27 protein-coding genes are annotated in these 26013 nt (G+C 64.1%); 26 read left to right on the top strand and 1 reads right to left on the bottom strand.

The genetic code is table 11. The annotated features are described in order from the left end of the window. The first annotated feature begins 144 nt into the window (after positions 1-144). The 22 genes from DSM104635_RS18935 to DSM104635_RS18830 all read left to right on the top strand — a co-directional run bounded on the left by DSM104635_RS18935 (position 145) and on the right by DSM104635_RS18830 (position 20689). Positions 145-2958, top strand: coding sequence for a [protein-PII] uridylyltransferase (locus DSM104635_RS18935; RefSeq protein ID WP_158767766.1), 2814 nt, complete (start codon positions 145-147; stop codon positions 2956-2958). A gap of 33 nt (positions 2959-2991) precedes the next feature. Further along, the gene (murJ, locus tag DSM104635_RS18930) at positions 2992-4596 is read left to right on the top strand and encodes a murein biosynthesis integral membrane protein MurJ (RefSeq protein WP_158767764.1); all 1605 of its coding nucleotides are present in this window, start codon (positions 2992-2994) and stop codon (positions 4594-4596) included. A 110-nt stretch (positions 4597-4706) separates the two neighbouring features. Then, positions 4707-5741: a tryptophan--tRNA ligase gene (trpS, locus tag DSM104635_RS18925; RefSeq protein WP_158767762.1), complete on the top strand. Its 1035-nt coding sequence runs from the start codon at positions 4707-4709 to the stop codon at positions 5739-5741. A gap of 23 nt (positions 5742-5764) precedes the next feature. After that, positions 5765-6283, top strand: a complete 519-nt coding sequence (locus DSM104635_RS18920; protein WP_158767760.1) for a universal stress protein — start codon at positions 5765-5767, stop codon at positions 6281-6283. A 31-nt stretch (positions 6284-6314) separates the two neighbouring features. Further along, the gene (locus DSM104635_RS18915) at positions 6315-6893 is read left to right on the top strand and encodes a NifU family protein (protein WP_158767758.1); all 579 of its coding nucleotides are present in this window, start codon (positions 6315-6317) and stop codon (positions 6891-6893) included. Continuing rightward, the gene (locus DSM104635_RS18910) at positions 6890-7339 is read left to right on the top strand and encodes a GNAT family N-acetyltransferase (RefSeq protein ID WP_228445763.1); all 450 of its coding nucleotides are present in this window, start codon (positions 6890-6892) and stop codon (positions 7337-7339) included. The genes DSM104635_RS18915 and DSM104635_RS18910 overlap by 4 nt, the downstream gene beginning before the upstream one ends. Positions 7340-7388: 49 nt before the next feature. Then, positions 7389-7817, top strand: coding sequence for a Fur family transcriptional regulator (locus DSM104635_RS18905; RefSeq protein WP_158767756.1), 429 nt, complete (start codon positions 7389-7391; stop codon positions 7815-7817). A 2-nt stretch (positions 7818-7819) separates the two neighbouring features. Further along, the gene (miaB, locus tag DSM104635_RS18900) at positions 7820-9166 is read left to right on the top strand and encodes a tRNA (N6-isopentenyl adenosine(37)-C2)-methylthiotransferase MiaB (protein WP_158767754.1); all 1347 of its coding nucleotides are present in this window, start codon (positions 7820-7822) and stop codon (positions 9164-9166) included. Continuing rightward, entirely contained in the window at positions 9163-10161 is a 999-nt protein-coding gene (locus DSM104635_RS18895) for a PhoH family protein (RefSeq protein ID WP_158767752.1), read from the top strand. The genes miaB and DSM104635_RS18895 overlap by 4 nt, the downstream gene beginning before the upstream one ends. Next, positions 10154-10609, top strand: a complete 456-nt coding sequence (gene ybeY / locus DSM104635_RS18890; RefSeq protein WP_228445762.1) for an rRNA maturation RNase YbeY — start codon at positions 10154-10156, stop codon at positions 10607-10609. The genes DSM104635_RS18895 and ybeY overlap by 8 nt, the downstream gene beginning before the upstream one ends. Positions 10610-10708: 99 nt before the next feature. Continuing rightward, positions 10709-11590, top strand: a complete 882-nt coding sequence (locus DSM104635_RS18885) for a CBS domain-containing protein (RefSeq protein ID WP_158767748.1) — start codon at positions 10709-10711, stop codon at positions 11588-11590. Between the two features lie 65 nt (positions 11591-11655). Beyond that, positions 11656-13314: an apolipoprotein N-acyltransferase gene (lnt, locus tag DSM104635_RS18880; protein ID WP_158767746.1), complete on the top strand. Its 1659-nt coding sequence runs from the start codon at positions 11656-11658 to the stop codon at positions 13312-13314. After that, positions 13311-13727: a helix-turn-helix domain-containing protein gene (locus DSM104635_RS18875; RefSeq protein ID WP_158767744.1), complete on the top strand. Its 417-nt coding sequence runs from the start codon at positions 13311-13313 to the stop codon at positions 13725-13727. Before lnt ends, DSM104635_RS18875 begins: the two co-directional genes overlap by 4 nt. A gap of 79 nt (positions 13728-13806) precedes the next feature. Further along, positions 13807-15027, top strand: coding sequence for a methionine adenosyltransferase (metK, locus tag DSM104635_RS18870; protein ID WP_158767742.1), 1221 nt, complete (start codon positions 13807-13809; stop codon positions 15025-15027). An 8-nt stretch (positions 15028-15035) separates the two neighbouring features. Next, complete coding sequence (locus tag DSM104635_RS18865) at positions 15036-15707, top strand: O-methyltransferase (protein WP_158767740.1); 672 nt, start codon at positions 15036-15038, stop codon at positions 15705-15707. Further along, a complete protein-coding gene (locus DSM104635_RS18860) occupies positions 15704-16111 on the top strand; it encodes a hypothetical protein (RefSeq protein ID WP_158767738.1) in 408 nt (135 codons plus the stop codon). The genes DSM104635_RS18865 and DSM104635_RS18860 overlap by 4 nt, the downstream gene beginning before the upstream one ends. A gap of 97 nt (positions 16112-16208) precedes the next feature. After that, on the top strand, positions 16209-16442 hold the full coding sequence (locus DSM104635_RS18855) for a YegP family protein (RefSeq protein WP_158767736.1): 234 nt from the start codon (positions 16209-16211) through the stop codon (positions 16440-16442). A 72-nt stretch (positions 16443-16514) separates the two neighbouring features. Then, positions 16515-17477 (top strand): malate dehydrogenase, encoded by a 963-nt coding sequence (mdh, locus tag DSM104635_RS18850; protein ID WP_158767734.1) that lies wholly within the window; start codon positions 16515-16517, stop codon positions 17475-17477. 108 nt (positions 17478-17585) lie between these two features. Further along, the gene (locus DSM104635_RS18845) at positions 17586-18137 is read left to right on the top strand and encodes a GNAT family N-acetyltransferase (RefSeq protein ID WP_158767733.1); all 552 of its coding nucleotides are present in this window, start codon (positions 17586-17588) and stop codon (positions 18135-18137) included. 150 nt (positions 18138-18287) lie between these two features. Then, a complete protein-coding gene (locus tag DSM104635_RS18840; protein ID WP_158767731.1) occupies positions 18288-19706 on the top strand; it encodes a M28 family peptidase in 1419 nt (472 codons plus the stop codon). A 47-nt stretch (positions 19707-19753) separates the two neighbouring features. Further along, entirely contained in the window at positions 19754-20248 is a 495-nt protein-coding gene (locus DSM104635_RS18835; RefSeq protein ID WP_158767729.1) for a DUF6265 family protein, read from the top strand. Positions 20249-20299: 51 nt separating this feature from the next. Then, complete coding sequence (locus tag DSM104635_RS18830; protein ID WP_158767727.1) at positions 20300-20689, top strand: hypothetical protein; 390 nt, start codon at positions 20300-20302, stop codon at positions 20687-20689. Here the strand turns inward: DSM104635_RS18830 and DSM104635_RS18825 are convergent. Further along, a complete protein-coding gene (locus DSM104635_RS18825) occupies positions 20686-21522 on the bottom strand; it encodes a LytTR family DNA-binding domain-containing protein (RefSeq protein ID WP_158767725.1) in 837 nt (278 codons plus the stop codon). The genes DSM104635_RS18830 and DSM104635_RS18825 overlap by 4 nt on opposite strands. Positions 21523-21546: 24 nt before the next feature. Here DSM104635_RS18825 and DSM104635_RS18820 point away from each other — a divergent pair, with 24 nt between their 5' ends. The 4 genes from DSM104635_RS18820 to sucC all read left to right on the top strand — a co-directional run bounded on the left by DSM104635_RS18820 (position 21547) and on the right by sucC (position 26011). After that, positions 21547-22074, top strand: a complete 528-nt coding sequence (locus tag DSM104635_RS18820) for a DUF2306 domain-containing protein (protein WP_158767723.1) — start codon at positions 21547-21549, stop codon at positions 22072-22074. Between the two features lie 57 nt (positions 22075-22131). Further along, on the top strand, positions 22132-23397 hold the full coding sequence (locus tag DSM104635_RS18815; protein ID WP_158767722.1) for an MFS transporter: 1266 nt from the start codon (positions 22132-22134) through the stop codon (positions 23395-23397). Between the two features lie 75 nt (positions 23398-23472). Next, positions 23473-24774 carry a chromate efflux transporter gene (gene chrA, locus DSM104635_RS18810; protein WP_158767720.1) on the top strand — a complete coding sequence of 434 codons (1302 nt, stop codon included), beginning with the start codon at positions 23473-23475 and terminating at the stop codon, positions 24772-24774. Between the two features lie 43 nt (positions 24775-24817). Next, the gene (gene sucC, locus DSM104635_RS18805) at positions 24818-26011 is read left to right on the top strand and encodes an ADP-forming succinate--CoA ligase subunit beta (protein WP_158767718.1); all 1194 of its coding nucleotides are present in this window, start codon (positions 24818-24820) and stop codon (positions 26009-26011) included. Positions 26012-26013 lie beyond the last annotated feature (2 nt).

The raw sequence follows: 26013 nt of genomic DNA, 5'->3' as shown, positions 1-26013 counted from the left end.
GCTCTCCCAGGGCGGTCGCCCGTTGTTCCTTTGTGGCTGTGACCGGGAAATGAGGCAAGTTTGGGTGCGAAGATTTACCAAGAAGTCATGCCTTACAGTCGGAAGGGTGGCGCCAATGCACCAAAGCGGTGAAATAACAGCCAGATGATCCCCCGCTTCAAACCCGCTCGGATCGAGCATGTGGTCGATGGCCACAGGCTGCGTGCTCAACTGAGCGCAGTCGCCTTGAGCGAGGGCGAGAACGCGCGGGCGTCGGTCAAGAACCTGCTCCACCACGCGCTCTTTCGGGGGCGCATGATCGCCAAGGAACGGCTCGAGGCCGGAGAGGACGGGCTCGCGGTAGCGCGGCTCCTGGCGCAAGTGGCCGATGAAGTCGTCAGCGCACTCTACGATTACACCACCGTCCACCTCTTTCGCGCCCGCAACCCGACCGAGGGCGAGCGCTTCACCGTAATGGCCGTCGGCGGCTATGGCCGCGGCGAACTCGCGCCATCTTCCGATCTCGATCTGCTGTTCCTCCGCGCCTACAAGCCCACCGCCTTCAGCGAGAGTGTGACCGAGTACATGCTCTACATGCTCTGGGACATGGGGCTGAAGGTCGGCCACGCGTCGCGCAATGTCGATGAGAGTCTGAAGCTCGCGCGCGAAGATCACACCATTCAGACGGCGCTTCTCGAAGCGCGGCGCATCGCGGGCGATCAATCGCTCGCTGAAGAGTTGCTGGTGCGCTTCCGCAAGGAAGTCGCGCAGAAGGATCACGCCGGCTTCATTGCCGCCAAGCTGAAGGAGCGCGACGAGCGCCACCAGCGCGTTGGCGCGTCGCGCTACATGGTCGAACCCAACATCAAAGAAGGGAAGGGTGGCCTGCGCGATCTACACACACTGTTCTGGATGGCGCGGCACCGCTACGGCTTCGAAAAGCCCGAAGACTACGTCACGAACGGCGTGTTCACGGAAGAAGAGCGCTTCATTTTCCGCCGCGCGCTGCGCTTCCTGTGGACCGCGCGTTGCCACCTCCATTTCCTCACCGCGCGCGGCGAAGAGCGGCTGACCTTTGACGTGCAGCCAGAAATGGCCAAGCGCATGGGCTACCACAGCCGCGCCAACCAGACCGACGTTGAGCGCTTCATGAAGCGCTATTTCTTGGTTGCGAAGGAAGTCGGCATGCTGACGCGCGTGCTCTGCGCGCGACTCGAAGCCGATCACGCCAAGAACGCGCCACGCGGTTTGCAACGGTTTTTGCCGCCAAGCCGCAAGCAAGTCGGACCCGATACGCCCGGCTTTGTCATCGAAGGCGGACGTCTCAATATCGAGTCAGCGAAGGTGCTCGACACGCCGAGCAATGTTGTTCGCTTGTTCGAAATCGCAGAACGCCGCGATCTCGACGTGCATCCCAACGCCCTCGGTGAAGCTGCGCGCCGGACGCGCCGCATGACGCCGCAATGGCGCAAGGACGAAGGCGCGCGCGCGTCGTTCCTGAAGGTCGCGACATCAGAGCGTCATCCAGGCGCAGCGCTGCGGCTCATGAACGAAGCGGGCGTGCTCGGGAAATTCGTGCCGGAGTTCGGCCGCATCGTCGCGCAGATGCAGTTCAACATGTATCACCACTACACCGTGGACGAGCACACGCTGCAAGCCATCGACGCGATGTCGGAGATCGAGCACGGCCGGCACAAGGATCAGCACCCGCTCGCAACGGAGATCTTCTCCAAGATCATCAACCGCCGCGCGCTCTACCTCGCCATGCTACTGCACGACACCGGCAAGGGCGACGGCGATCAGCAGATCGAAGGCGCCAAATCCGCGCGCGCCGCGTGCACGCGCCTTGGTCTGCCGAAGGAAGAAGTCGAGCTTGTCGCCTGGCTCGTCGGCAACCATTTGGTGATGAGCGATGTCGCGCAGAAACGCGATATTTCAGATCCTCGGACAATCGCGACATTCGCTGAGACGGTCGGGACAGTCGAGAGACTGCGTCTCTTGCTTGTCCTCACCGTTTCCGACATCCGCGCTGTCGGCCCGACGATCTGGAACGACTGGAAGGGCCAGCTGCTGCGCGATCTCTACCGCCTCACTGAAGCGGCGCTGCACGGGGGGCGCTCTGACGAAGAAGGCGTACGCGCGCACCTCGCTGAAATTGCCGGCAACGCGAAAGAGCAATTGCTCGGCGACATCGGCGAGGATGAAAGCGTGCTAGCGCCCTGGCTCGGCGCGCTCGAAGACGGCTATTGGATCAATCACGACGCTGAAGCGCGCGTCTGGCACACGTGCGAAGTGCTGGCCGCGCGCAACGCCAAAGCCATTCCCCACGTTGCGACACGGTTCCGCGAGACGCAGGGCGTCACGGAGGTTCTTGTCTACGCTGCCGATCGCCCCGGTCTGTTCGCCAGCCTGAGCGCGGCCGTCTCCGCCAGCGGCGCCGATATCGCGGACGCACGCGTTCACACCACGAAGGATGGCGCGGCGTTCGATGTGTTTTCGATCCAAACCACCGATCACAAGCCGTTCGGCCTGCGCGACCCGGCTTTGCTGGTGTCGTTGACCGAAAGACTCCATCGCGCAGCGCTCAGCGATCACCCGCTGCCAGACGCCAAACCCGCCCCGCGCCGCTTCGCCGCGTTCTCGATCGAACCATGGGTGCGTCTCGATAACGAGCTGACGCCGTGCTCGACGGTGCTTGAAGCCTCCGGCCGCGACCGCGTTGGCCTGCTGGCGGAGCTCGCGCACGTGTTTGCAGAAGCCAAAGTCTCCATCGTCAGCGCGCACATCGATACGCTGGGCGAGCGCGCGTCTGACGTGTTCTACGTGCAGGAAGAGGGCGGCGGGCAAGTGAGCAATCCACAGCGCATCGCAACGCTGCGTAACAAACTTGAGGCCGTTTTGCGTGCCGCTGAACCCGCGGCGCCTGCGGATCCCGCGAAAAAGGCCTTGGCGGTGGCGCGGGCATCGACGGCGCGCTAGGCAGATGCCTCCGCCACTGAGTCGTTTCCACACATGAGCCTTGCCCGCAATACCGCCGTCATAGGCGGGCTCACCTTGATCTCGCGCTTACTCGGTTTTGTGCGCGACTTGTTGCTGGCGGCAGCGCTTGGCGCGGGACCAATTGCGGATGCGTTCTACGCTGCGCTGCGCTTCCCGAATCTGTTTCGCCGGCTCTTTGCTGAAGGGGCTTTCAGCCAGGCGTTCGTGCCGGTTTATTCGAAGACGTTGGCCGAGCAGGGCGAGAAAGCCGCCGACACGCTAGCCAGCGAAGCGCTTGCGGTGCTGGTGTTGGCGACAACGCTGATCACGGCGATCGCAATCCTTTGCATGCCGTGGATCAATCTGGTGTTGTTCGCCGGCTATCGCGACAATCCGGAGATTTTCAATCTCGCGACGGTGCTGACGCAGATCACCATGCCGTATCTGATCGCGATCAGCGCCGCGACCTTGTTTGCGGGCGCGCTGAACGCGCGCGGCCGTTTCTTCGCCGCCGCCGCCGCGCCATCGTTGCTGAACATCTGCTTGGTCGCGGCGCTCTGGTTTTACCGCGACGATCCGCAGATCGCCGCCTACGCCGCCGCGGTGGCCGTTTCGGTGTCCGGCGTGTTGCAGGCTTTGTGGGTTGCGTTGGGCGCGCGCCGTAGCGGCGTCAAAACCCGCCCTGCCGCGCCGGCGCTGACGCCAAACGTCGTTCGCCTGCTGACGCTCGCCGCGCCGGCGGCGATCGCGGGCGGCGCGCTGCAGATCAATGTGATGATCAGCCAGATTCTGGCCTCCCTGGAGGAGGGCGCGATCTCGCTGCTGAATTTTGCCGATCGTCTCTACCAACTGCCGCTCGGATTGATCGGCGTCGCCGTCGGCGTCGCCATGTTGCCGCGCTTGTCGAGATTGGTCGCGGCCGGCGATCAGGATGGCGCACGCGGCGCCATGGACGAGGCCGTCAATCTCTCCATGGCTTTCACATTGCCTGCGGCAGCGGCAATGTTGGCGGCGCCGACATTTCTGCTGGACGGCTTGTTTTCTCGCGGCGCGTTCACCGAGGAGGACGCCCGCAACTGCGCTCTCGCACTATTTCACTACGGCTGGGGCGTGCCTGCGTTCGTGCTGGCGAAAATCTATGCGCCGGGCTTTTTCGCTCGCGAGGATACGAAAGCGCCGATGCGCTTTGCGCTCATCTCCATGGCGCTCAACATCGTGCTCGGCGCCATCTTCTTTTTTGCGTTGCGCGCGTCCGGCGTCGCCGGCTTTCCTGGCCTTGCGATCGCCACCAGCGTCGCGGCGTGGGCGAATGTCATTCTAATGATCGGCGCGCTTAGCCGAGCGGGCAATTACGCGCCTTCCGCGCGGGCGACCAGCCGGCTGATCCGCATCGCCTTGGTGTCCGCCGTGCTTGGGGCCGCCATGTACCTTTGCCAGCTCAATCGAGACGCGGTCGTTGCGCTGTTCGGCAACAAGGAAATCGCGGTCGCGGTGATGATCCTCGGCGGCGGCACGGCCTACTTCATCGTGCTCTTTTTGGTCGGCGCGGTCAGCATTACCGAGGTGCGCGCCGCGTTCCGGCGGGAACGTGGACCCGCCGGCGAGGGAGGCGGCTTGCCGCCGGGCTTGGACGGCTGATAGAAGCCCGCCCCATGAACACGAGAACGCACCTCTGGCGATGGCGGGCCTGACCTGACGCCGCTTCCGCGCGCCAGCCGCGCGCCCGTTCTCATGTTCCGGAGTTTTCCATGACCGACGCCCAGCTGCCCCAATACAAGGGCCCGCAACGCGTATTCTCAGGCATGCAGCCGACCAACGGGCTGCACCTCGGCAATTATCTCGGCGCTCTGCAGAAGTGGGTGAGGCTGCAGGATCAATACGACTGCATTTATTGCGTCGTCGATCTGCACGCCATCACCGTCGATCCCGACCCGGCCACACTTGTGAGCCGCTGCCGCGAAGTCGCGGCCGCTTACATTGCCGCGGGCGTCGATCCGAAGCGCTCGATAATTTTCGTCCAGTCCGCGGTGCGTGAGCACACCGAGCTCACCTGGATTTTCAATTGCGTCGCACGCATGGGCTGGATGCAGCGCATGACGCAGTTCAAGGACAAGGCCGGCAAGCACGAAGAGCGCATGAGCGTTGGCCTGTTCGACTATCCCGTGCTGATGGCGGCCGACATTCTGGTTTACAAAGCCACGCACGTGCCAGTCGGTGAAGACCAGAAACAGCACCTCGAACTGTCGCGCGACATCGCTCAAAAGTTCAACAACGACTTCAACGCGCCGGGATTCTTCCCGTTGCCTGAGCCTTTGATCCAAGGCCCAGGCGCCCGGATCATGAGTCTTCGTGACGGCACGAAGAAAATGTCGAAGTCCGATCCCTCCGACATGACGCGCATCAACATGACCGACGCCGCCGACGCGATCATGTCGAAGATCAAGAAGGCGACCACGGATTCCCTGCCGGTGCCCGCGAGCGTCGAAGAGCTGAAGGGCCGCGCCGAGGTCGAGAACCTGGTCGGCATTTTCGCCGCCACAACCGAGCGGACCAAGGAAGACGTGCTGAACGAGTTCGGCGGCAAAGGCTTCGGCGAGTTTAAGCCAGCGCTGGCCGAGGTGCTCGCCGCCAAGCTTTCGCCCATCGCCGCCGAGATGCGCCGCCTCAACGCCGATCCCGCCGCGCTGGATGCGATCCTGAAGGACGGCGCCGAGAAGGCGCGCGCCATCGCTCAGCCGATCATGGCGGAGGTCCGCGACGTGGTCGGCTTCTGGCGCGCGTGAGCGCGAGCCGCTAGACACAAGCCATGAGTGACGAGCGCTTCGCCGTTTTGGTCATCGCCGACGAGAGCGAGGAGTTCCCGGACGCGCTGATCTACGCCGGTCTCATCTGCCGCAACACCGGGTGGCGGCTGGTGATCCTGCGCGTGATCGAGCCGTCCGATCCCGCGCCCTGGGCCTCCATCACCGACGAGATGCGCCGGCAGGCCCAGGACGCAGCCGAGTCACTCACGCAGCGCTTCGCCGCCGAGGTCTGGGCCGAATGCGGCGTCACCGCCGAGCCGGTGCTGCGCGAAGGCGATCTGAAACCCGAGCTGCGCAAGCTGATTGAGCAGGAACTCTCCATCAAGCTGGTGGTGCTCGCCGCCGCGCACGGTCCCGGTGGGCCTGGGCCGCTGGTGACTCAGCTCGGCAAGAGCGCGGGGCTGGGACCGCGTCCGGTGCCCGTGATCGTGGTGCCCGGCGCGCTGACCCGCGAAGAGGTACGCAGGCTGGCGCTGCCGGTCGCGGTCACGGCGCCGCCGGAAGAGCCGCCTGCCGCTTGACCGGTTCCGCACGAAGGGCCACCTGACCATCATGTTCATTCAAACGGAATCGACGCCGAATCCGCGCACGCTGAAGTTCCTGCCTGGCCGCGACGTGCTGGGCCAGGGCAGCCGCGAATATGCCGGCGCGGAGGCGGCGGAGTCATCGCCTTTGGCGATGGAACTGTTTGCCATCGATGGCGTCGAGCGCGTCTATCTTGGCAGCGACTTCCTCACCATCACCAAGAGCGAAAGCATCGAGTGGCCGCACCTGAAGCCGCACGTGCTCGCCGCGATCATGGACCACTTCACGTCCGGGCGACCCGTGCTTGGCGACGCATCGGCGCCGGTGGATGAAACTGACGAAGCCGACATCGTCTACGAAGGCGAGGCCGCCGATATCGTCAAAGAGCTGAAGGAAATTATCGACGCCCGCGTCCGCCCCGCCGTGGCGCGCGATGGTGGCGACATCACCTTTCACTCCTGGGATCATGAGCAGGGCGTCGTTCGCCTCAACATGCGCGGCTCGTGTGCTGGCTGCCCGTCGTCCACGATCACGCTGAAGCAAGGCATCGAGAACATGCTCCGCCACTACGTGCCCGAAGTGAATCGGGTGGAGCAGGTGGTGTGATCGAAGCGGCTCGGGCCGAGCAGGCCGAACTGCTTGGCGACCTGCATGCGCGCGCGTTCGACAAGGGCTGGTCCGCCAGCGAGATTGCCAAACTGATGGAAAACACCGCCGTGTTCGCGCTGATCTCGCGCGGCGCGGACGCGCAGGGTTTCGTCATGGCCTGGGCCGCTGCCGGAGACGCCGAGTTGCTCACCGTGGCCGTCGTTCCGGAAGCCCGGCGCAAGGGCGTCGGCGCGTCGCTCGTCACGTCGGCCGGCGTCGCCGCCCTGGTGCGCGGCGCTGCCTCCATGCACCTCGAAGTCGCCGAAGATAACGCCGCCGCGCGCGCGCTCTACGCCAAGCTAGGCTACGAAGAGGCGGGCCGGCGTCACGCCTATTATGCGGGCGAAGGCGGTTCGGTTGACGCAATTGTCATGCACCGGACCCTGCCGCGCCCCGTCGTCTGACGCGCGTCTGCGGTGGACATCACGGGCCGCCAAGTTGTATTGCTCGCCCATGGATCGCATCGAAAAACTCTGCGTCGAGAAGGGTATGCGCATGACCGAGCAGCGCCGCGTCATCGCGCGCATCGTCTCGGGCAGCCATGATCACCCCGACGTCGAAGAACTGCACCGCCGCGCGGCAGCGGTCGATTCCGGCATCTCGATCGCCACGGTCTACCGGACGGTTCGTTTGTTCGAAGAGGCCGGCATCCTGGAGCGCCACGATTTCCGCGACGGCCGCTCGCGCTACGAGGAAGTGCCCGAGACGCACCACGATCACCTCATCGACATGAAAACGGGCCGGGTGGTGGAGTTTGTTGAGCCCGAGATCGAGCGGCTGCAGCAGGAGATCGCGCGACGGCTCGGCTACAAGCTCGTCGATCACCGGCTCGAACTCTACGGCGTGCCGCTCGACGACAAAGCCAAGGCGGGCAAAAAGTAATTATGGCAGACGCCCGCACGCCGAAGGGTCTCTTCATCGAGACCTATGGCTGCCAGATGAACGTCTATGACAGCGAGCGCATGCGCGATGTGTTGGCGCCGCTGGGCTACGCGCCAGTCGATAAGCCTGATGACGCCGACCTCGTTGTGCTCAACACTTGCCACATCCGCGAGAAGGCGACGGAGAAAGTCTATTCCGAAATCGGCCGTTTGCGCGCGCACAAAGAGCGTCGCATCGCCGAAGGAAAGGGCATGACCATCGCCATCGCCGGCTGCGTTGCGCAGGCCGAGGGCGAAGAGATCATCCGCCGCGCCCCCGAGGTTGATCTGGTCGTTGGCCCGCAAGCCTATCACAAACTGCCGGAGCTGATCGCCCGCGCCGCGCGCAAGACCGGCGAGCGTTTGGCCGCCGATTTCACCGCGCAAGAAAAGTTCGACGCGTTGCCTGCGCGCGCGCCCGATGGCGTCACCGCGTTTCTCTCGATCCAGGAAGGTTGCGACAAGTTTTGCACCTTCTGCGTCGTGCCTTACACACGCGGCGCCGAATATTCGCGCCCGCTTGCCGATGTGATTGCCGAAGCCCGCGCGCTGGCGGATAAAGGCGTTCGCGAGATCACGCTGCTCGGACAGAACGTCAATGCCTATCACGGTGGCGCATCGTTCGCGGATTTGCTGCTCGCCTTGGCGCAAATCGAAGGCATCGAACGCCTCCGTTACATGACGTCGCATCCGGTCGAGATGACCGACGATCTCATCGCGTTGCACGGCCAAGAGCCGAAGCTGATGCCGTTCCTCCATCTCCCGGTGCAGTCCGGTTCAGACCGCGTCCTAAAAGCCATGAACCGAAAGCACGATGGCGCGTTCTATCGCGACATCATCGAGCGCGTGCGCAAAGTCCGCCCGGACGTCGCGCTATCGAGCGATTTCATCGTCGGCTTTCCCGGCGAGCGCGAACAGGATTTCGAAGACACGATGCAGCTGGTCCGCAACATCGGCTTTGCCTCGGCGTTTTCGTTCAAATACTCGCCGCGCCCCGGGACGCCCGCCGCCGCGATGCTGGCGCAGATCCCGGACGAAGTGAAAACGGAACGGCTGCTCCGCCTCCAAGCGCTGCTTTGGGAACAACAGACTGCGTTCAACGTGGCGCAAGTCGGCCGGGTTCTGCCCATCCTCGTCACCGGCGACGGGCGCCGCGCTGGCCAGAAGCACGGGCGCTCCCCATATCTCCAATCCGTGCATTTCAACGACACCGCAGCACAGAACGGCGACATCGTCTCCGTTCGCATCGAGGCTGCCACGCAGAACTCGCTCTCAGGCGCGCGCCTGGCGCGGACGCCGGAGGTTGCGTGAGCAACGGCAAAGCTCAGGAGCGCGTGATCACGCTCAGCGAAGCTGGCGTCGCGCAAGCCGTGTTCGGCCCGCTGCATCGCCACCTCGCGCACATCCAGGAAGCGTTCCGCGATCCGGACGCGCCCCGTGGCGCACCCGCCTATAGTGTTACGCTCGACGCACAAGGCGATCGTCTCACCGTCCGCGCCAGCTCGACCGCCGAATTGGAACGCGTGCAACGCATCGTCGATGCACTGGCCGATATCGCGCGCCGCAAAGGCAGCGTACGCGAGGGCGACGTGCTGGCCGCCATCTCGTTCTCCGAGGGTGGCGCCGAAGCGCCTGGCCCCCTGAAGCTGCCGCAACTCGGCGGGCTCACACTACGGACGCCGCGCCAAGTGCATTACGTCGACGCATTGCGCGACGAGAAGGTTGATTTGATCTTCGGCGTCGGCCCGGCCGGTACGGGCAAAACGTTTCTCGCGGTCGCGGCGGCTGTGGAAGCGCTGAAGCAAGAACGAGTTGATCGCATCGTCGTGACACGCCCCGCCGTCGAGGCAGGGGAGCGGCTCGGTTTTCTGCCGGGTGATCTTGCCGAGAAAGTGGACCCCTATCTGCAGCCGATCTGGGACGCGTTCCGCAGCCAGATGAGCGAGAACGATTTGAAGACGCGCCGCGAGCGCCGCCAAATCGAAGTGGCGCCCGTCGCCTTCATGCGCGGGCGTACGCTTTCGAACGCTTTTGTGATCGCCGACGAAGCGCAGAACGCGACGATCCTGCAAATGAAGATGGTGCTGACGCGCCTGGGCGAAGGCTCGCGCATGGTGGTCACCGGCGATCCATCGCAGATCGACCTGGTGCGCCCCGATCAATCCGGCCTCGCGCACGCGATCTCGATCCTGGAAGATTTGCCCGGCGTCGAAGTCATCCGCTTCGCGGCGCAAGACGTCGTTCGTCACAGGCTCGTCGCACGCGTCGTCGAAGCTTATCACCGTGATGAGAACGGACGTGCCTGAGCAAGCTTTGACCGTCGATATTCTCGGCAGCTCGGCGCTGTGGAAGGGCCACGAGACCCTGCTTGCCAGCGCGCTCGCGGCAGCCGCCGCCGCCGAAGGCAAGGCCGGTTCGGTGTCGTTGATGCTGGGCGACGACGCCTCAATCGCCGCCCTTAACCAACAATTCCGCGGCAAGAACGGTCCCACCAACGTGCTCTCGTTCCCGCCGGCGGCCGGTGGGGAGAACGAGCCAGGGTTCCTGGGCGACATCGCGCTCGCGGCCGAAACCATTGTCGAGGAAGCCAATTTTCAGGGCAAACGGTTCGAAAACCACGCCGCGCATCTGGTCGTGCACGGTTTTTTGCACCTGATAGGCTATGATCACATGAAGCCGGCTGACGCCGAGGCCATGGAGGCGCGCGAACGCGCTATCCTCGTCTCGATTGGGATAGAAGATCCCTACGCGTGACGCCGCCATTGGGAGTGCGACGACCACATTATGGTTGAGACGACAGAAGACGGCGAACCCTCGCGAAGACGCGCGGGCCTTGTTCAGAAACTAACGCGCATGTTCCAGCGCGGGAAATTGGGGTCCGCCGCTGCCGTCGAAGAAGCGCTGCGCGAGCGCGAAGAGAACGGCGAGATCATCCAGGGCGCGCACAAGGACATGATCCTGCGCGCCGCGCGCTTCGATCGCCTGAAGGTTGCCGACGTGATGCGCGCGCGCGCGGAGATTGTCGCCGTCGAAGCTGGATCCACATTGGGCGAAGCCGCGCGTGTGTTTTCCGAGAGCCAGCATTCGCGTCTGCCGATCTACGGCGAAACACTCGACGATCCGCAAGGCTTCATCCACGTCCGTGACGTGCTGACGATGATGGCGCCGACGGAAGAGGGCGAGTCGCGCGGCCGCTTTAGCGATCGCTCGCTCGCGCGCATCCGCCGCGACATCCTGTTCGTACCGCAATCGATGACGCTTGCGACATTGTTCTTGAAAATGCAGTCGAGCCGCATTCACTTGGCGCTTGTTGTCGATGAATACGGCGGCACCGATGGCCTCGTCTCGATGGAAGATCTGGTCGAGCAAATCGTCGGCGCCATCGATGACGAACATGACGTTGAGTCGGCGCTGGTGCTCGATCGCCCCGGCGGCGCCTTCGAAGCCGATGGCCGCGCGCCGATTGATGAGCTTGAAGCCAAGCTGAGCGTCAGCCTTGCGCTTCCCGATCACGAAGACGAGTTCGACACCGCCGCAGGCCTCGCGGTCGCATTGGCCGGACGCCTGCCGCAGCGAGGCGAAATTTTGCACCACCCAGCAGGCTTCGATGTCGAGATCGTCGACGCCGATCCGCGGCGCGTGAAGCGCATCCGTATCAAGAAGACAACCGAATCTGCGCCTGGTCGGCCCGCCGCCGACACGGCGACGCCTGCGGCGCGTGAACGCAGCGCCTGATCGCGGTTGACGCCAGCGCCCGGTCGCGCTCCAAACGCCGCTCCCAACCGAGCGAGGTCTGAGTTTTGACCACCACATCCGCGCAGCACTCGCGCATCCAGAATTGGTTTGCCGTGCGCACGCCATGGCAGCGCCGCGGCATCGCGCTGGTTGCGGGCGCCGCCGCCACGCTTGGCCACGCGCCATTCCAGCTGACGCCGATCTATATCGCGGCGTTGGTGGTGTTGGTTTGGCTCTTGGACGCGGCGTCCACAAGCAAGTCGCGCTTTGGCTCCGCATTCACGCAAGGGTGGTGGTTCGCGCTCGGCCACTTCGCGACGGGACTCTACTGGATCGCCTCCGCGTTTCTCGTCGACGCCGACACATGGGGCATTGGTGCGGGCGTTGCCGCGGTCATCGCGCTAGCCGGCTCCCTCGCGTTGTTTTGGGGTGCGGGTTGCTTGCTGGCGATCGCGTTTTGGACCAGTGATCTGCGCCGCGCTGCCGTCTTCGCGGTTAGCCTTTTCGTTGTGGAATGGCTGCGCGGCAATATTCTCACCGGCTTTCCTTGGCTTTTGCCGGGCTACGTTTGGACGCCAGGCGAACCAGTGTCGCAGCTCGCATCTCTCGTTGGCATCTACGGCCTATCGCTGCTTACGCTGCTCGTCGCCGGCGCTGTCGCGACTGTGGCCGACGGACAAGCAAGTGCTGGCCGCCGCTTCGCACCGATGATTGGCGTGGCGCTCGTGCTTGGTCTCATTTTCGGTTGGGGCGCGCAGCGTACGGGGCGCGCGCCGATCAATCTGCCGGGATCCGAATTGCCGTTCGTGCGCGTCGCCGATTCCGGTTTGAGCCAAGCTGAAAAGTGGCGCTATCGCCCTGACCAGGAATGGCGCGTGTTGCAGCGCTATCTCGAAGTCACCGGCACGCAAGATGAAAGCCGTGCAGCGATTGTGATCTGGCCCGAAGGCGCAATCCCGACGCTCAACTTCTTCACGCTCGACAATCCGGAATTCCTGAACGCGATTGGCGCCGCCCTCGGTGACCGCGCGCTTGTCACCGGCATCACGCGCTGCGAACCGCAACCAGGATGCGACGCATTCATGCGCGGGGAGGGCGGCGTTGCCGGTTTGCGTCTCTACAATTCCGCTGCGGTGATCGATGGAGTCAGCGGCGTTCCGCGCTTGAGCCAGACCTACGATAAGTACCATCTCGTACCGTTCGGCGAATACATTCCGTTCTGGTCGACGATTAGCCAGTTCAATATCGCGCCGTTGCAGCGCATTGGCGCGGGTTTCACCCCTGGTGATCGCCCGACGCGCCTCATCATTCCAGAAGCGCCGCCAGCTATCGTTTTGATCTGCTATGAAGCAATCTTTCCTGGCCTCACGCCGCGCGGCGATGAACGTCCGGGTTGGATAATCAGCGTTACAAATGACGCTTGGTTCGGCAACGGCAGCGGCCCGTATCAGCATTTCGCGATGGCGCGTTATCGCGCGATTGAAGAAGGTTTGCCGATGGCGCGCGCCGCTGCTGGCGGCATCTCCGGTATAATCGACGCGTACGGTCGCGACATTCGGTCCACCCGTCGCGTAGGCGCCGCGACGGAAGCGCAATTGCCGCTTGCACTTGATGAGACGGCTTTCGCATTGTGGGGTAATTGGTTGCTGCTGTTGCTAGTTTCACTCATTGCAGCGCTGCGATTTGCTCCCGTGCAAATGCGGGGGACAGGGCGACGAGAATGAACGACGAGCGCGCGGCGAAACCCATCGATCGAAAGCTGGGTCAGCGCGTGCGTACACGTCGGCTTGAGATCGGCATGAGTCAGGAGCGGCTCGCTGAACTTCTCGGCGTCACCTTCCAGCAGGTCCAAAAGTACGAGAAGGGCGTTAACCGCATCGCCGCGAGCCGCCTGCACGACATCGCTTCGGCGCTCGAGCTCCCGGTGGCGCGCTTCTACGAGGGCATCGCCGCAGGGCGCGGTCCAGGCGTCGCGGAATCGACCAAAGACTATATCGACGATGCGCTTGCTACCCCGGAGGGGGCCCAGCTCATGGCGCTGTTTGCTGCGATCAAGAGCCAAAAGGTCCGCCGCCGGGTGGTGGAACTGGTTAAAGCGCTGACGGAAGAGGGCGCCGAGGGCAAGCGCGGCAGCTGAAACGCGCGAAGCGATTTGCCTGAATCCTCGTCAATCCCTATGAAGCGCGGCTCGAATCCCTGAATTCCGGAGAATCCGCGTGGTCAGAAGCTCGTACGTGTTCACCAGCGAAAGTGTGTCCGAAGGCCACCCGGACAAAGTCGCGGACCGGATCTCCGATACCGTCGTCGACGCCTTCATCGAAGCCGACCCGGAAGCGCGCGTCGCCTGCGAGACGATGGTGACGACCAATCGCATCATCCTCGCCGGCGAAGTCCGCGCTTCCAAGCCGGGTCAATCGAAAGCCGAGAGCAAGGCGTTCACCAAAGAGATCATCGCATCGCTGCAGCCGAAGGTGCGCGCGGCGGTGAAGGACATCGGTTACGAGCAGAAGGGTTTTCATTGGGAGAAGGCGCGTTACGCCAACTATCTCCACGGCCAGTCCGCGCACATCGCGCAAGGCGTCGACTCGACGGCGAAGAAGGAAGAAGGCGCCGGCGACCAAGGCATCATGTTCGGCTACGCCTGCAGCGAAACGCCGGAGCTGATGCCGGCCACGCTGCAATATTCGCACAACATCCTGAAGCGCCTGGCCGAAGTGCGCCATTCAGGTGAACGCGTAGAACTCGAGCCGGACGCCAAGAGCCAGGTCACGCTGCGCTACGAGAACGGCAAGCCAGTTGAAGTTGTCGCCATTGTCGTCAGCCATCAGCACAAGAAAAAGCTCGGTGGATCCTCGTACTCGCAGAAGCGCTTCGCCGATCTGGTGCGGCCCTATGCTGAGTCGGTTTTCCCAGCGGGCCTGATCACCAAGCGAACCAAGTGGCACATCAACCCGACCGGCAAGTTCGAGATCGGCGGCCCCGACGGCGATAGCGGCCTCACCGGCCGCAAGATCATCGTCGACACCTACGGCGGCGCCAGCCCGCACGGCGGCGGCGCGTTCTCCGGCAAGGATCCGACTAAAGTCGATCGCTCCGCCGCGTACGCATGCCGCTACCTCGCGAAGAACGTCGTCGCCGCCGGCCTCGCCGATCGCTGCACCATTCAGATCAGCTACGCGATTGGTGTCGCGACGCCGACGAGCTTCTATGTCGATCTCCACGGCGCCGACACCATCGATCCGGCGATCCTGGAAGCGAAGCTGCCGGAATTGATGGGCGGCTGCACGCCCCGCGGGATCCGCACGCACCTGAAGCTCAATCGTCCGATCTACGCCCGCACCGCCGCGTACGGCCACTTTGGCCGCCAGCCGGACAATGAAGGCGGCTTCACCTGGGAACGCGACGATCTGGTGGAGGAATTGCGGCGCCTGTCGTAAGACGGCGCATGTCCTCATCACTCGGCCTTTCACCCGAAATCGTTCGCTACCTCGCGGACGTCAATCCGCCTGAACATCCCGCACTCGCGCGCTGCCGCGCCGAGACGCACGCCATGCCCAACGCGCAGATGCAGATCAGCGCCGAGCAGGGCGCGTTCATGCAATCGATCGCGCGCATGATCCGCGCCAAGCGCGCGTTCGAAGTCGGTGTCTTCACCGGCTATTCTTCGCTGGCCACGGCGCTAGCGCTCAAGGAGATGCATCCAATCGGCGCGCATCTGCTCGCCTGCGACATCTCCGAACAATACACGACCAAAGCGCGCGATTATTGGCGCGAAGCTGAGGTCGATGACGTGATCGAACTGAAGATCGCGCCCGCTTCGGAAACACTGGATCAGCGCATCGCCGCCGGGCAGGGCGGTAGCTACGACATGGGCTTCATCGACGCCGACAAGACTGGCTACGACGCCTACTACGAACGCGGCTTGCAACTGCTCCGCCCTGGCGGCGTCATGTTGTTCGACAACGTGCTCTGGTCCGGCCGCGTCGCTGATCCGGCCGACACCGGCGCCGACACCACCGCGCTCCGCGCCCTGGCGCACAAAGCCAAGGCGGATGCCCGCGTCCACGCCAGCATGAACAATATCGGCGATGGCGTGCTGACCTGCGTGAAGAAGTGATCGCCAGGCGCGCACTCGGCGCCACCTTGATCATCGGCGCTCTCGTCACTGCGCTCTACTGGTGGAGCTATTTCAACGCCGGCGACGTCATGGCCAGCCACGAGCGCTGGTACATTGCATTCGAAGACGCATTCCCCTTCGCCGATGGCTGGATGGCGCTCTGCATGATAGCCGCGGGCGCCGGTTTGCTGCTCAACCGACCATGGGGCCCGCCGTTTGGCTTGCTCGCGGGCTCTGCGCTCATCTTTCTCACCGCCATGGACGTCACATTCAACCTGCAGAACGGCATGTACGTGCTCGCCGCCACCAACGACGCCATGAGGGCCGAGATCGCCATCAACGTCGCCACCGCGCTGCTCGGCGCCTGGACCATCGCCGCCTGCTGGCCACGTTCAGCGTCCTGACACACTCGTTAAGAGGCTGTTTACCCCTTGGATTCCTACGCTTGGATGTTGCGCATCCGATTCTGGTTTGTTCGCGTAACGTGCTTAGGAGCTACAAATGAACCCGTTCATAAGGCCTGCCCTTCGTGGCGCGATCGGTGCCGCACTCCTCAAACAAAGTCAGGCCCGCGTAGAAGTTGATGAAGCGGCGGATGGCCAATGGTACTGGCACCTCCGCGCGGCAAATCAGCGAATTGTGGCGGACGCTCAAGGCTATGACACCGAGAGGGGTGCGTGGTTGGCCGCAGAGCGTGCTCGGCAGATCTTCGCCGACCTGGGGCCTTTGGTGTAGTTCGCCGCGTTGCGCGGGCGGGCGAGCAGGTCTAGAGGGGCGCCTTCTTTTCCCTGATTCCCGGAGCGCCCCATGGCCCGCGCGAAAATTGCTCTCATCGGTTCTGGCATGATTGGCGGCACGCTCGCCCACATCGCCGCGCGCGAGGAGCTGGGCGATGTCATCCTGTTCGACGTCGTTGAAGGCGTGCCGCAGGGCAAGGCGCTGGACATCGCCGAAGCCTCGCCGGTGTTCGGCAGGGATAGCGCGCTCAAAGGCGCCAACGATTACGCCGGAATCGCCGGCGCCGATGTTTGCATCGTCACCGCTGGCGTGCCGCGCAAGCCCGGCATGAGCCGCGACGATCTGCTCGGGATCAATCTCAAAGTCATGAAGGCGGTGGGCGAGGGCATTGCGCAGCACGCGCCAAACGCGTTCGTCATCGTCGTCACCAATCCGCTCGACGCCATGGTGTGGGCGTTGCGCCAGTTCTCCAAGCTGCCGCACAACAAGGTCGTCGGCATGGCCGGCGTGTTGGATAGCGCGCGCTTCCGCTACTTCCTCGCCGAAGAGTTCAAAGTCAGCGTCGAAGACGTTTCCGCCTTCGTGCTCGGCGGCCACGGCGACACCATGGTGCCGCTCGCGCGCTACTCCACCATCGCCGGCATTCCGCTGCCGGACCTGGTGAAGATGGGTTGGACCAGCCAAGAAAAGCTCGACCAGATCATCCAACGCACCCGCGACGGCGGCGCCGAAATCGTCGGCCTGCTGAAGACGGGCTCGGCGTTCTACGCGCCGGCCGAAAGCGCGATTGTGATGGCGAAGAGCTATCTGCGCGATAAAAAGCGCGTGCTCCCATGCGCCGCGAACCTCACCGGCCAGTACGGCTTGAACGACATGTATGTCGGCGTGCCGTGCATCATCGGCGCGGGCGGCGTTGAGAAAGTGATCGAGATCGCGCTCTCCCCGGAAGAACGCGCGATGTTCGATCACAGCGTCGGCGCTGTGAAAGGCTTGGTTGATGCGTGCAAGGGTATCGATCCATCTGTCGGCTAAGGTGCGTGAAAGTTGGAGCGCGCGCCTCCTGGCGCGCATCGCGGAAGTCTGCAACGTTAGCGCTGTGCGGGCCGGAGGCCCGCGCTCCAACCTGCGAACGTTAGAGCAATGACGATCGGCCCAACCCTCACCACAGCGCGTCTCATCTTGCGCCCGCCGCGGCATGAAGATTTCGACGGCTTCGCCGAAATGTCCCTCGAGGAAGACACCATGCGCTTCATCGGCGGCGTGGCGCCGCGCGATGCGGCGTGGCGCGGCATGTCGATGCTTGCGGGTTCGTGGCCGCTGCTCGGCTACTCGATGTTTTCCGTGCTGCGCCGCGACACCGGCGAATGGATCGGCCGCCTCGGTCCGTGGCGCCCGGGCGGCCTCGAAGGCGCGTGGCCCGGCAACGAAGTCGGCTGGGGCTTGAAGAAAAGCGCGGCAGGGCAGGGTTTCGCGCTCGAAGGCGCCACGGCCGCGATGGACTGGGCCTTCGATCATCTCGGCTGGGATCACATCATCCACTGCATCGACAAAGCCAACGCGCCGTCGATTGCGCTCGCACTTCGCCTCGGCGCGCAGGTCGAGCGCGAAGACGTGCCGATCCCGCCACCGTATGAGGCGCACAAAGTCGACATCTACGGCCAATCCAAAACGGCCTGGAAAGCGCGGCGTTAAAGGAGCGCGGGCTTTCAGACCCGCATCGCAATACCTGACAGGATCATGCGGGTCTGAAGACCGGCGCTCCTTTTCTCGCTCAATCGTCGCTTCGCGCTTGAATCTCCGCTCTGCACCGCCACCTTGAGCGCTAGCTATTTGGGGGACGACATGCGGAACTTTGCTTTCGGACTAGCGGTGCTGGCGCTCGCCTCATCGGCGAATGCGCAACAAGCACAACCAGCGCCCGTCGTCGCGCCGATCAGCGCTGAACAACAACGCAACGTCGAACGCCTGCGCAACGCAGCGCTCGAAAGCGATCTGGCGTGGGACATCGTCGAAGGCCTCGTCACCGACGTCGGCCCGCGTCTCGCCGCGAGCGAAGCTGAAGCACGCGCGCGCGAGTGGTCCGCCGCCATGCTGCGCCGCCAGGGTTTCAGCAATGTGCGCATCGAGCCGTTCACGATGCCGTTTTGGGATGCGGTGCGCGAAGAAGCGTCAATCGTCTCGCCCTCGCGCCAACCCATGGTGATCGCTGCACTCGGCGGCTCCGCGCCAACGCCCGAGGGCGGTCTCGAAGCCGAAGTGATCCGCTTTGAGTCACTCGCAGCACTCGAAGCCGCGACCAGCGCGCAAGTGCAAGGCCGCATCGTTTTCATCGATGAGCGTATGACGCGCACGCAAGACGGCTCAGGCTATGGCCCGGCTGTCGCCAAGCGCGGCGGGTGCGCGTCACGCGCGCAAGCACGCGGCGCCGCGGCGTGCATCATTCGCTCCGTCGGCACTGACACGCAGCGCGTCGCGCACCAAGGCGGCAGCGTGCGCCAGATGCCGCTCGGCACCTCGCTTCCAGTAGCTGCACTCTCGCCGGCCGACGCCGACGTACTTGGTCGCCTGGCGCAAGGCGGCGCGGTGCGCGTCAACCTCAACATCCAAGTCGAAGTCCGCGACGAAGCGCCGTCGGGCAATGTCATCGCCGAAATTCGCGGCCGTGAGCGTCCGGAAGAAATCGTGCTGCTCGCCGCGCACTTGGATTCTTGGGACCTGGGGCAGGGCGCGGTCGATGACGGCGCCGGTGTCGCCATCATCACGGCGGCGGCGAAACTGATCCGCGATCTGCCGCGCCGCCCGCGCCGCACCATCCGCATTCTGCTCGCGGGCGCCGAAGAGAACGGCGTGTTCGGCGGCCGCGAGTATGGCCGCGTCCACGGCAGCGAAACCCATGTCGTCGCCGCTGAAAGCGATTTCGGCGCCGGCCGCATCTACTCGGTGAGCACGCTGTTTAACGAAGACGCGCTGCAATACGCCCGCGCCATTCAACGCCAACTCGCCCCGCTCGGCGTCAATCTCGGCAACAACACAACGGGCGGCGGCGCCGATGTCGACGCCATCCGCCGCACTGGCGCGGCCATCGTCGATCTCAATCAGGATGGCAGCCTCTATTTCGACGTCCACCACACCCCGAACGACACGCTGGACGCCATCGATCCCGAAGCGCTTCGCCAGAACGTCGCCGCTTGGGCCGTGTTCGCTTATCTGGTGGCGGATAGCGATTGGGTGCTGACACCGCCGGCCCCGCCCGCGGAGTAATGTCGAAATGAGTGCGTGGTGCGCGTCATGGGCTGAGGAGGGTCATTATGATCAAGCTTCTGAAGTCCGCCATGATCGCCGCCGCTTTGCTCAGCGGCGCCTGCGCCGCGCAAGCGCAAACCGCGGCGCCGCTAGCGGTCGCCACCATCGATGACGCCGCGTGGCTCGCCGGGCGTTGGGTTGGCGAAGGCTTCGGCGGGCAAATGGAAGAAGCCTGGACGCCGCCCGTCGGCGGCCAGATGGTCGGCCACTTCCGCTATTGGCGCGACGGCCAACCGCAATTCTACGAATTCCTGATGATGGATGTCGTCGAAGGCGGCGTCCGCATGCGCGTGAAGCACTTCAACCCGGACATGGTTGGCTGGGAGGAAAAAGCCGAGTGGGTGACGTTCGAGCCCGTCTCCGCTGGCCCCGATGCGCTCATTTTCAACGGCCTGGAAATTCGCCGCGAAGGCGCCGACCGCATCGTCATGACGATCCGCCTTCGCCACGGCGAAACCATCACGGAAGAAATCCTGCGCTTCCAACGCGCGCCTCTCTAAGCGCGTGACGCTCCTCGCACTGCACCCTATTGTGCCGCTGCGGAGGAAATCATGTTCGAGAAGATTTTCGTGGGCGTCATGGTGGTCGCCGGGATGTTGACGCTCACCATGCTTTACGCCGCCGTGTCGCCGGAAGCGGCAATTCAATCGTATTTCAATGAGACGCCCGAAGGCGCGATGGCGAGCGTCGTCGTACCGAATTGGGGAATCCTGATCGGCCTCATGGGCGCGCTGCTGATCTATGGCGCGTTCCACCCACCCTCGCGCAAAGTCGCGCTCGTCGTCGCGGGCACGAGCAAGATTGCATTCATCGCGCTGATCTTGATGCAGGGCGAGCGTTATCTCGCCGGCCTGCAGACAGCCGTCATCGTCGATAGCGTGATGATCGTGCTGTTCGTGATCTATCTGATCTTCGGCAAGCCCGGCGCAGCGAACGCCTAGTACCAACGCGCGTCGCGCAGCGGCTTCACATTCGGTCGGCTGACAGGCGCTTCGGCGCCACCTTTGAGCGTCAGCACCATCTTGTCGCCGTCGCGCCGCGCGCTCTCCACCGCATCGCGCGCCACCCACCACGAGCGATGGGTCTGCGCCCCCTCCAAGCCGTCAAGCTCGGCGATCGCATCGCTCAGTCGCATCAAGATCAGATCCGATCCCTTCGACGTGTGCAGCCGCAAATAATGATCCTCCGCCGACACCGCGTAGATCACCGCACCCTTCAGCTTCGCCGGCAACCGCTCCGCAAACCGCACCGAACTAACAGCGGCGCCGGCAGGCGGCGCATGCGTAACCCGTCCTGGCTGCGTCACCAGGATCATTAGCGCCGTCATCGCCACGGAGATCACCAGGACTGATCCGAACAGCGGCCCGAGTGGCGGCGCGCCGTTGAACATCAGCCGCGAATAACCCCACACGATGAAGGTGATCGGCACTGCAATCACGACTGAGAGCAGGGCGCCGAACAGCCAAGTATTGCTCCGCGCCCGCGGTATGCGGTTCACCAGCCACGACATGCCGTGGCCAACGGCGGTGCCGCCCCACATCAACGGCATCCAGTAGGCGAGCCGTATCAGCACCGGCAGTCGCCCCGAATCCATCGCGCCGACAAACGCCAAAAACAGCCCCGCTGCGGTCGCTACCGTGAAGCTGCGCACCCAATCATGCGCCCACAAGCCCGCATTTGGCGCTTCGCCAATTGCGGACGCGGGCGTTTCACGCGCGGACGGAGAGCTTTCACGTAGTTCCGGCTGCACCAGGCGGCTCCTGCGGTCACGCATCTAGCATCGAACGGAGAGCGATCCATGGCTGAAACGAACCCCACCGCGAAGCGCGCATCCTGGATCGGCTGGGCGGTCCTTGTGGCGGTGCTGGTCGCCGCGCTCTATCCGCTCCGGGCCGAACTGGGCGCCGCCTTCGCCAATGTGGCGCCGCACGCGCCGGATTGGACTCTGTGGATAGCGCTGCCCCTTACGATCAAGCTTCACATCTTGGCGGCGCTGACGGCGCTCGGCGTCGGCACCGTGATCCTGTTCAAACCGAAAGGCACCGGCTTTCACAAAACCCTAGGTTGGACCTGGGTGATCGCGATGGCGACCACCGCTGTCTCCAGCCTTTTCATCACCGGCCTCAACGGCAATTTCTATTCGTTCATCCACTTGCTCAGCGGTTGGACCATCATCGGCCTGCCAATGGCGATCTTCGCCATACGCAACCGTAAGGTTGACGCACACAAACGCGCCATGACCGGTATGTTCGTCGGCGGTTTGCTCATCGCCGGCGTGCTGACCTTTCTGCCTGGCCGCTTCATGTTTGAATTTTTGCTGGGATAGCGCGGCGGATTTGCACGTTCCATCGCATGCAAATCACCTCTAGAAGCGGCCCGTCCCATGACGAGCTTGCTACGCAACGTCGCTGCATTGATTGCCGCCGTCACCATTCTGCAGCTTGCGGGTGGTTTGCTCGGCGTCCGCATTCCGCTGGCGTTCGCGGAGGAGGGCCATTCCAGCACGGCGTTGGGCTTGGTCGCCGCCTCGTATTCCGCCGGCTTCATGATGGGCGCGATGATCGCCACCATGATGCTGGCGCGTGTCGGCCACATCCGCGTCTACGCCGCATGCGCGGCGATCTTTTCGGTCGCGACGCTTGCGCTGCACTTCAGCAACGACGTCTGGTCGTGGGGCGTTGCGCGTATGGGCGCGGGCTTTGCCGTGGCGCTGATGTTCGCGGCGATCGAAAGCTGGCTCGCGTTCTCGATTGGCCCGCGCGTGCGTGGCGAAGTCATGAGCGTCTACATGGTGTTCACCAAAGGCGCGCTCGCGTTTGGGCCGTTCCTGGCCTTCAACTACGCGCCATACTCGGCCGAGCCGTGGATGATCGCCGCAGCACTCGCGGCTGTTTCCATGGTGCCGATCTGCTTTACCTCTGCCGCCCAGCCGGACCCGCCCAAAGCGCAACCACTCGCATTGGTCGAACAATTCGCCACCGCGCCCGCCGCCGTTATCGGCAGCTTCGGGGCAGGGCTGGTGAACGGCGGCGTGCTCGCGCTCGCGCCGCTTTATGCCGCGCAACATTACGGCGCCAACGCCGCGGCCGAGTTTTACTCCGCCGCGTTCCTCGGCTCGCTTACTCTGCAATGGCCGGCGGGCCGCATTTCCGATCGCGTCGATCGCCGCTTGGTGATCGCCGCACTGGCAGCGCTCGCTGCCGTCGCCGCGTTCGCGCTCGCAATCTGGAGCGGCCGGCTCGACAGCTTTTCCGCCGTGCTGCTGTTCTTCTTGTGGGGCGCGGGCGCGCTCAGCTTCTACGGCATCGCCGTCGCGCACATGGCGGACCGCGCCGAGCCCGGCAAACTCGCGCAATCGGCAGCCGGTTTGCTGTTCGTTTGGGCTGCGGGCTCTGTCGTCGGCCCGCTGATCCTCGGCCCGCTGGTCGATGTCTACGACGTCGCCGGCATGTTCTGGTTCGCGGGCTTCGCCGCTGTGCTCGTCGCCGCCGCCATGTTTTGGCGCCGCAGCACCCGCGAGGGCCCGCTCACCAAGGAAGAATTCGCGCCACAACTCGGCACCTCGGTTGCAGCCGGTGAAATGGCATACGGCGAAGATAAACCCACAGATGAGTCCGGCGCGATTGCAGGTGTCGCCAATCCACGCTAGCGCTCGACGTGCGGGATGCGCGATCTCCCGCTGAGGTTCGCCGAAGCATCGCGGGCGATGCTAACTAGGTGAACCATGAACGCTGCGCCGTTGCTTTCAACGCTCTTCCGCGAATCCCTTAAAGTCGGCTGCCTCGGCTTCGGCGGTCCCGCCGGACAAATCGCGCTGATGCACCGTGTCTTCGTCGACGAGCGCAACTGGATCGACGACGCGCGCTTCCAGCGCATGCTCGCGTTTTGCATGCTGTTGCCGGGTCCTGAAGCGCAGCAGCTCGCAACATACATCGGCTGGCGCCTGCGTGGCTGGCAAGGCGCACTGATCGCCGGCTGGCTCTTCGTCATCCCCGGTGCGTTGATCGTGCTAGCGCTGTCGTGGCTCTATGTGAGCTACGGCGAACTCCCGCTCGTCGCCGCAGCGTTCGACGGCGTAAAGTGCGCCGTCGTCGCGCTCGTCGCCGAAGCGCTGGTGAAAGTCGGCAAACGCGCACTGAAAACGAACACGGCAATCTGGATCGCCATCGCCGCGTTCGTAGCTCTCATCCTCGGCGCACCGTTTCCGTTGGTGATCATCGCAGCCGGCGCAATCGGCGCGCTTATTCCTCACCCGCTTGCGGGGGAGGTCCGAGCGAAGCGAGGGGAGGGGGACGCCCCCCTCAGTCAGGCCGCTACGCGTCCTGACAGCTCCCCCGTGCGCGGGGGAGCATACGCCCACGCCATCCTCTGGCTCATCCTCTGGCTCGCACCACCAGCACTCATCGCCGTCACCCTCGGCACGGACCACGTCCTCTTCCAAGTCGCGCTGCTCTTCTCGATCCTCGCCTGCGTCACCTTCGGCGGCGCCTACGCGTTGCTCGCGTATCTCGCTACCGAAGCGGCCACGCGCGGCTGGCTTACGCCGGCGCAAATGATCGACGGCCTCGGCCTCGCCGAAACCACGCCGGGCCCGCTTATTCTCGTCAACGAGTTCGTCGGCTTCCTCGCCGGCTGGACCACAGGCGGCCTCCCACTCGCGCTCACGGCCGCAGCCATCGCACTCTGGTGCACGTTTGCGCCATCGTTCGTCTGGATCTTCGCCGGCGCGCCCATCGCCGAGCGTCTCGAGCACAACCGCCACGCCGCCGGCGCACTCGCCGCAATCACGGCGGCCGTTCTCGGCGTCATCGCCAAGCTCGCGCTCTTCTTCGCCGCGCACGCGCTCTTCACCGCGCAAATCCACATCGGTCCGGTCGAACTGCCGGACCCAGCCACCGCGCGGCTCTGGATGGTCGGCCTAGCCCTAGCGGCAGGCATCGCGTTGATCCGGTTCAAGGCCAATCTGCTGTTGGTTTTGGCTGCCTGCGCCATCGCGGGCTTGGCGGCGCACGCTCTGGCTCTATAAAGCGAGCCGAATCCAACACGATTTCAAATTTTTTGGGGCCGCGATGAACATCCACGAATACCAAGGCAAAGCAGTTCTGAAGAGCTTCGGCGCGCCGGTCCCGCGCGGCTTTCCCGCCTTCACCACCGAGGAAGCCATCGACGCCGCCGCCAAGCTTGGCGGCTCGGTGTGGGCGGTGAAGAGCCAGATCCACGCCGGCGGCCGCGGCAAGGGCAAGTTCAAGGAAACGACGGCAGGCGAGAAGGGCGGCGTGCGCATCGCCTTCAAGCCGGAAGATGTCGGGCTCTTCGCGAGCCAGATGCTCGGCAACACGCTGGTCACGCTGCAAACCGGCGCCGCCGGCCGCGTCGTCAAGCGCATCTACATCGAAGAAGGCGTGAAGATCGCCAAGGAATTCTACCTCTCCGCGCTCGTCGATCGCGAGCAGGGCCGCGTCGCGTTCGTCGCCTCTGAGGCCGGCGGCATGAACATCGAAGAAGTCGCGCACGATACGCCGGAGAAAATCACTACCGTCGGCATCGATTCGCTCACTGGTCCGACCCGCGCCGACTGCGAAAAGATCGCGAGCGCCTTCGGCGTCAGCGGCGCCATCGCGGGCCAAGTTTTGGAACTGATCCCGAAATTGTACGATGCCTTCACCAAGAGCGACATGAGCCTCTTGGAGATCAATCCGCTCATCGTCACCGAGGACAACAAAATCCTCTGCGGCGACGCCAAGGTCAGCTTCGATTCCAACGCCGCGTTCCGCCACAAGGAATGGGCCGATCTCCGCGACATTGGCGAAGAAGACGAGCGCGAGATCGAAGCCTCGAAATATGATCTCTCCTACATCGCGCTCGACGGTGAAATCGGCTGCCTCGTCAACGGCGCCGGCCTCGCCATGGCGACGATGGACATCATCAAGCTGTTCGGCGCCGAGCCCGCCAACTTCCTCGACGTCGGCGGCGGCGCCGACAAAGCGAAAGTCGAAGCCGCCTTCAAGATCATCCTCGCCGACCCGAAGGTAAAAGGCATCCTCGTGAACATCTTCGGCGGCATCGCGCGCTGCGACGTCATCGCCGAAGGCGTCATCGCCGCGGTGAAAGCCGTCGGCCTCGAAGTGCCGCTCGTCGTCCGCCTCGAAGGCACCAACGTCAACGAAGGCAAAGCCATCATCCGCAACAGCGGGCTGAACGTGATCGCCGCGGATGATTTGGAAGATGCTGCACGGAAGATCGTGGCGGCTGTGAAGGGGTAGGG

It is taken from the genome of Terricaulis silvestris (genome assembly GCF_009792355.1).
Lineage (GTDB): Bacteria > Pseudomonadota > Alphaproteobacteria > Caulobacterales > Aquidulcibacteraceae > Vitreimonas > Vitreimonas silvestris.
This window is presented reverse-complemented; position numbering and strand designations above follow the sequence as displayed.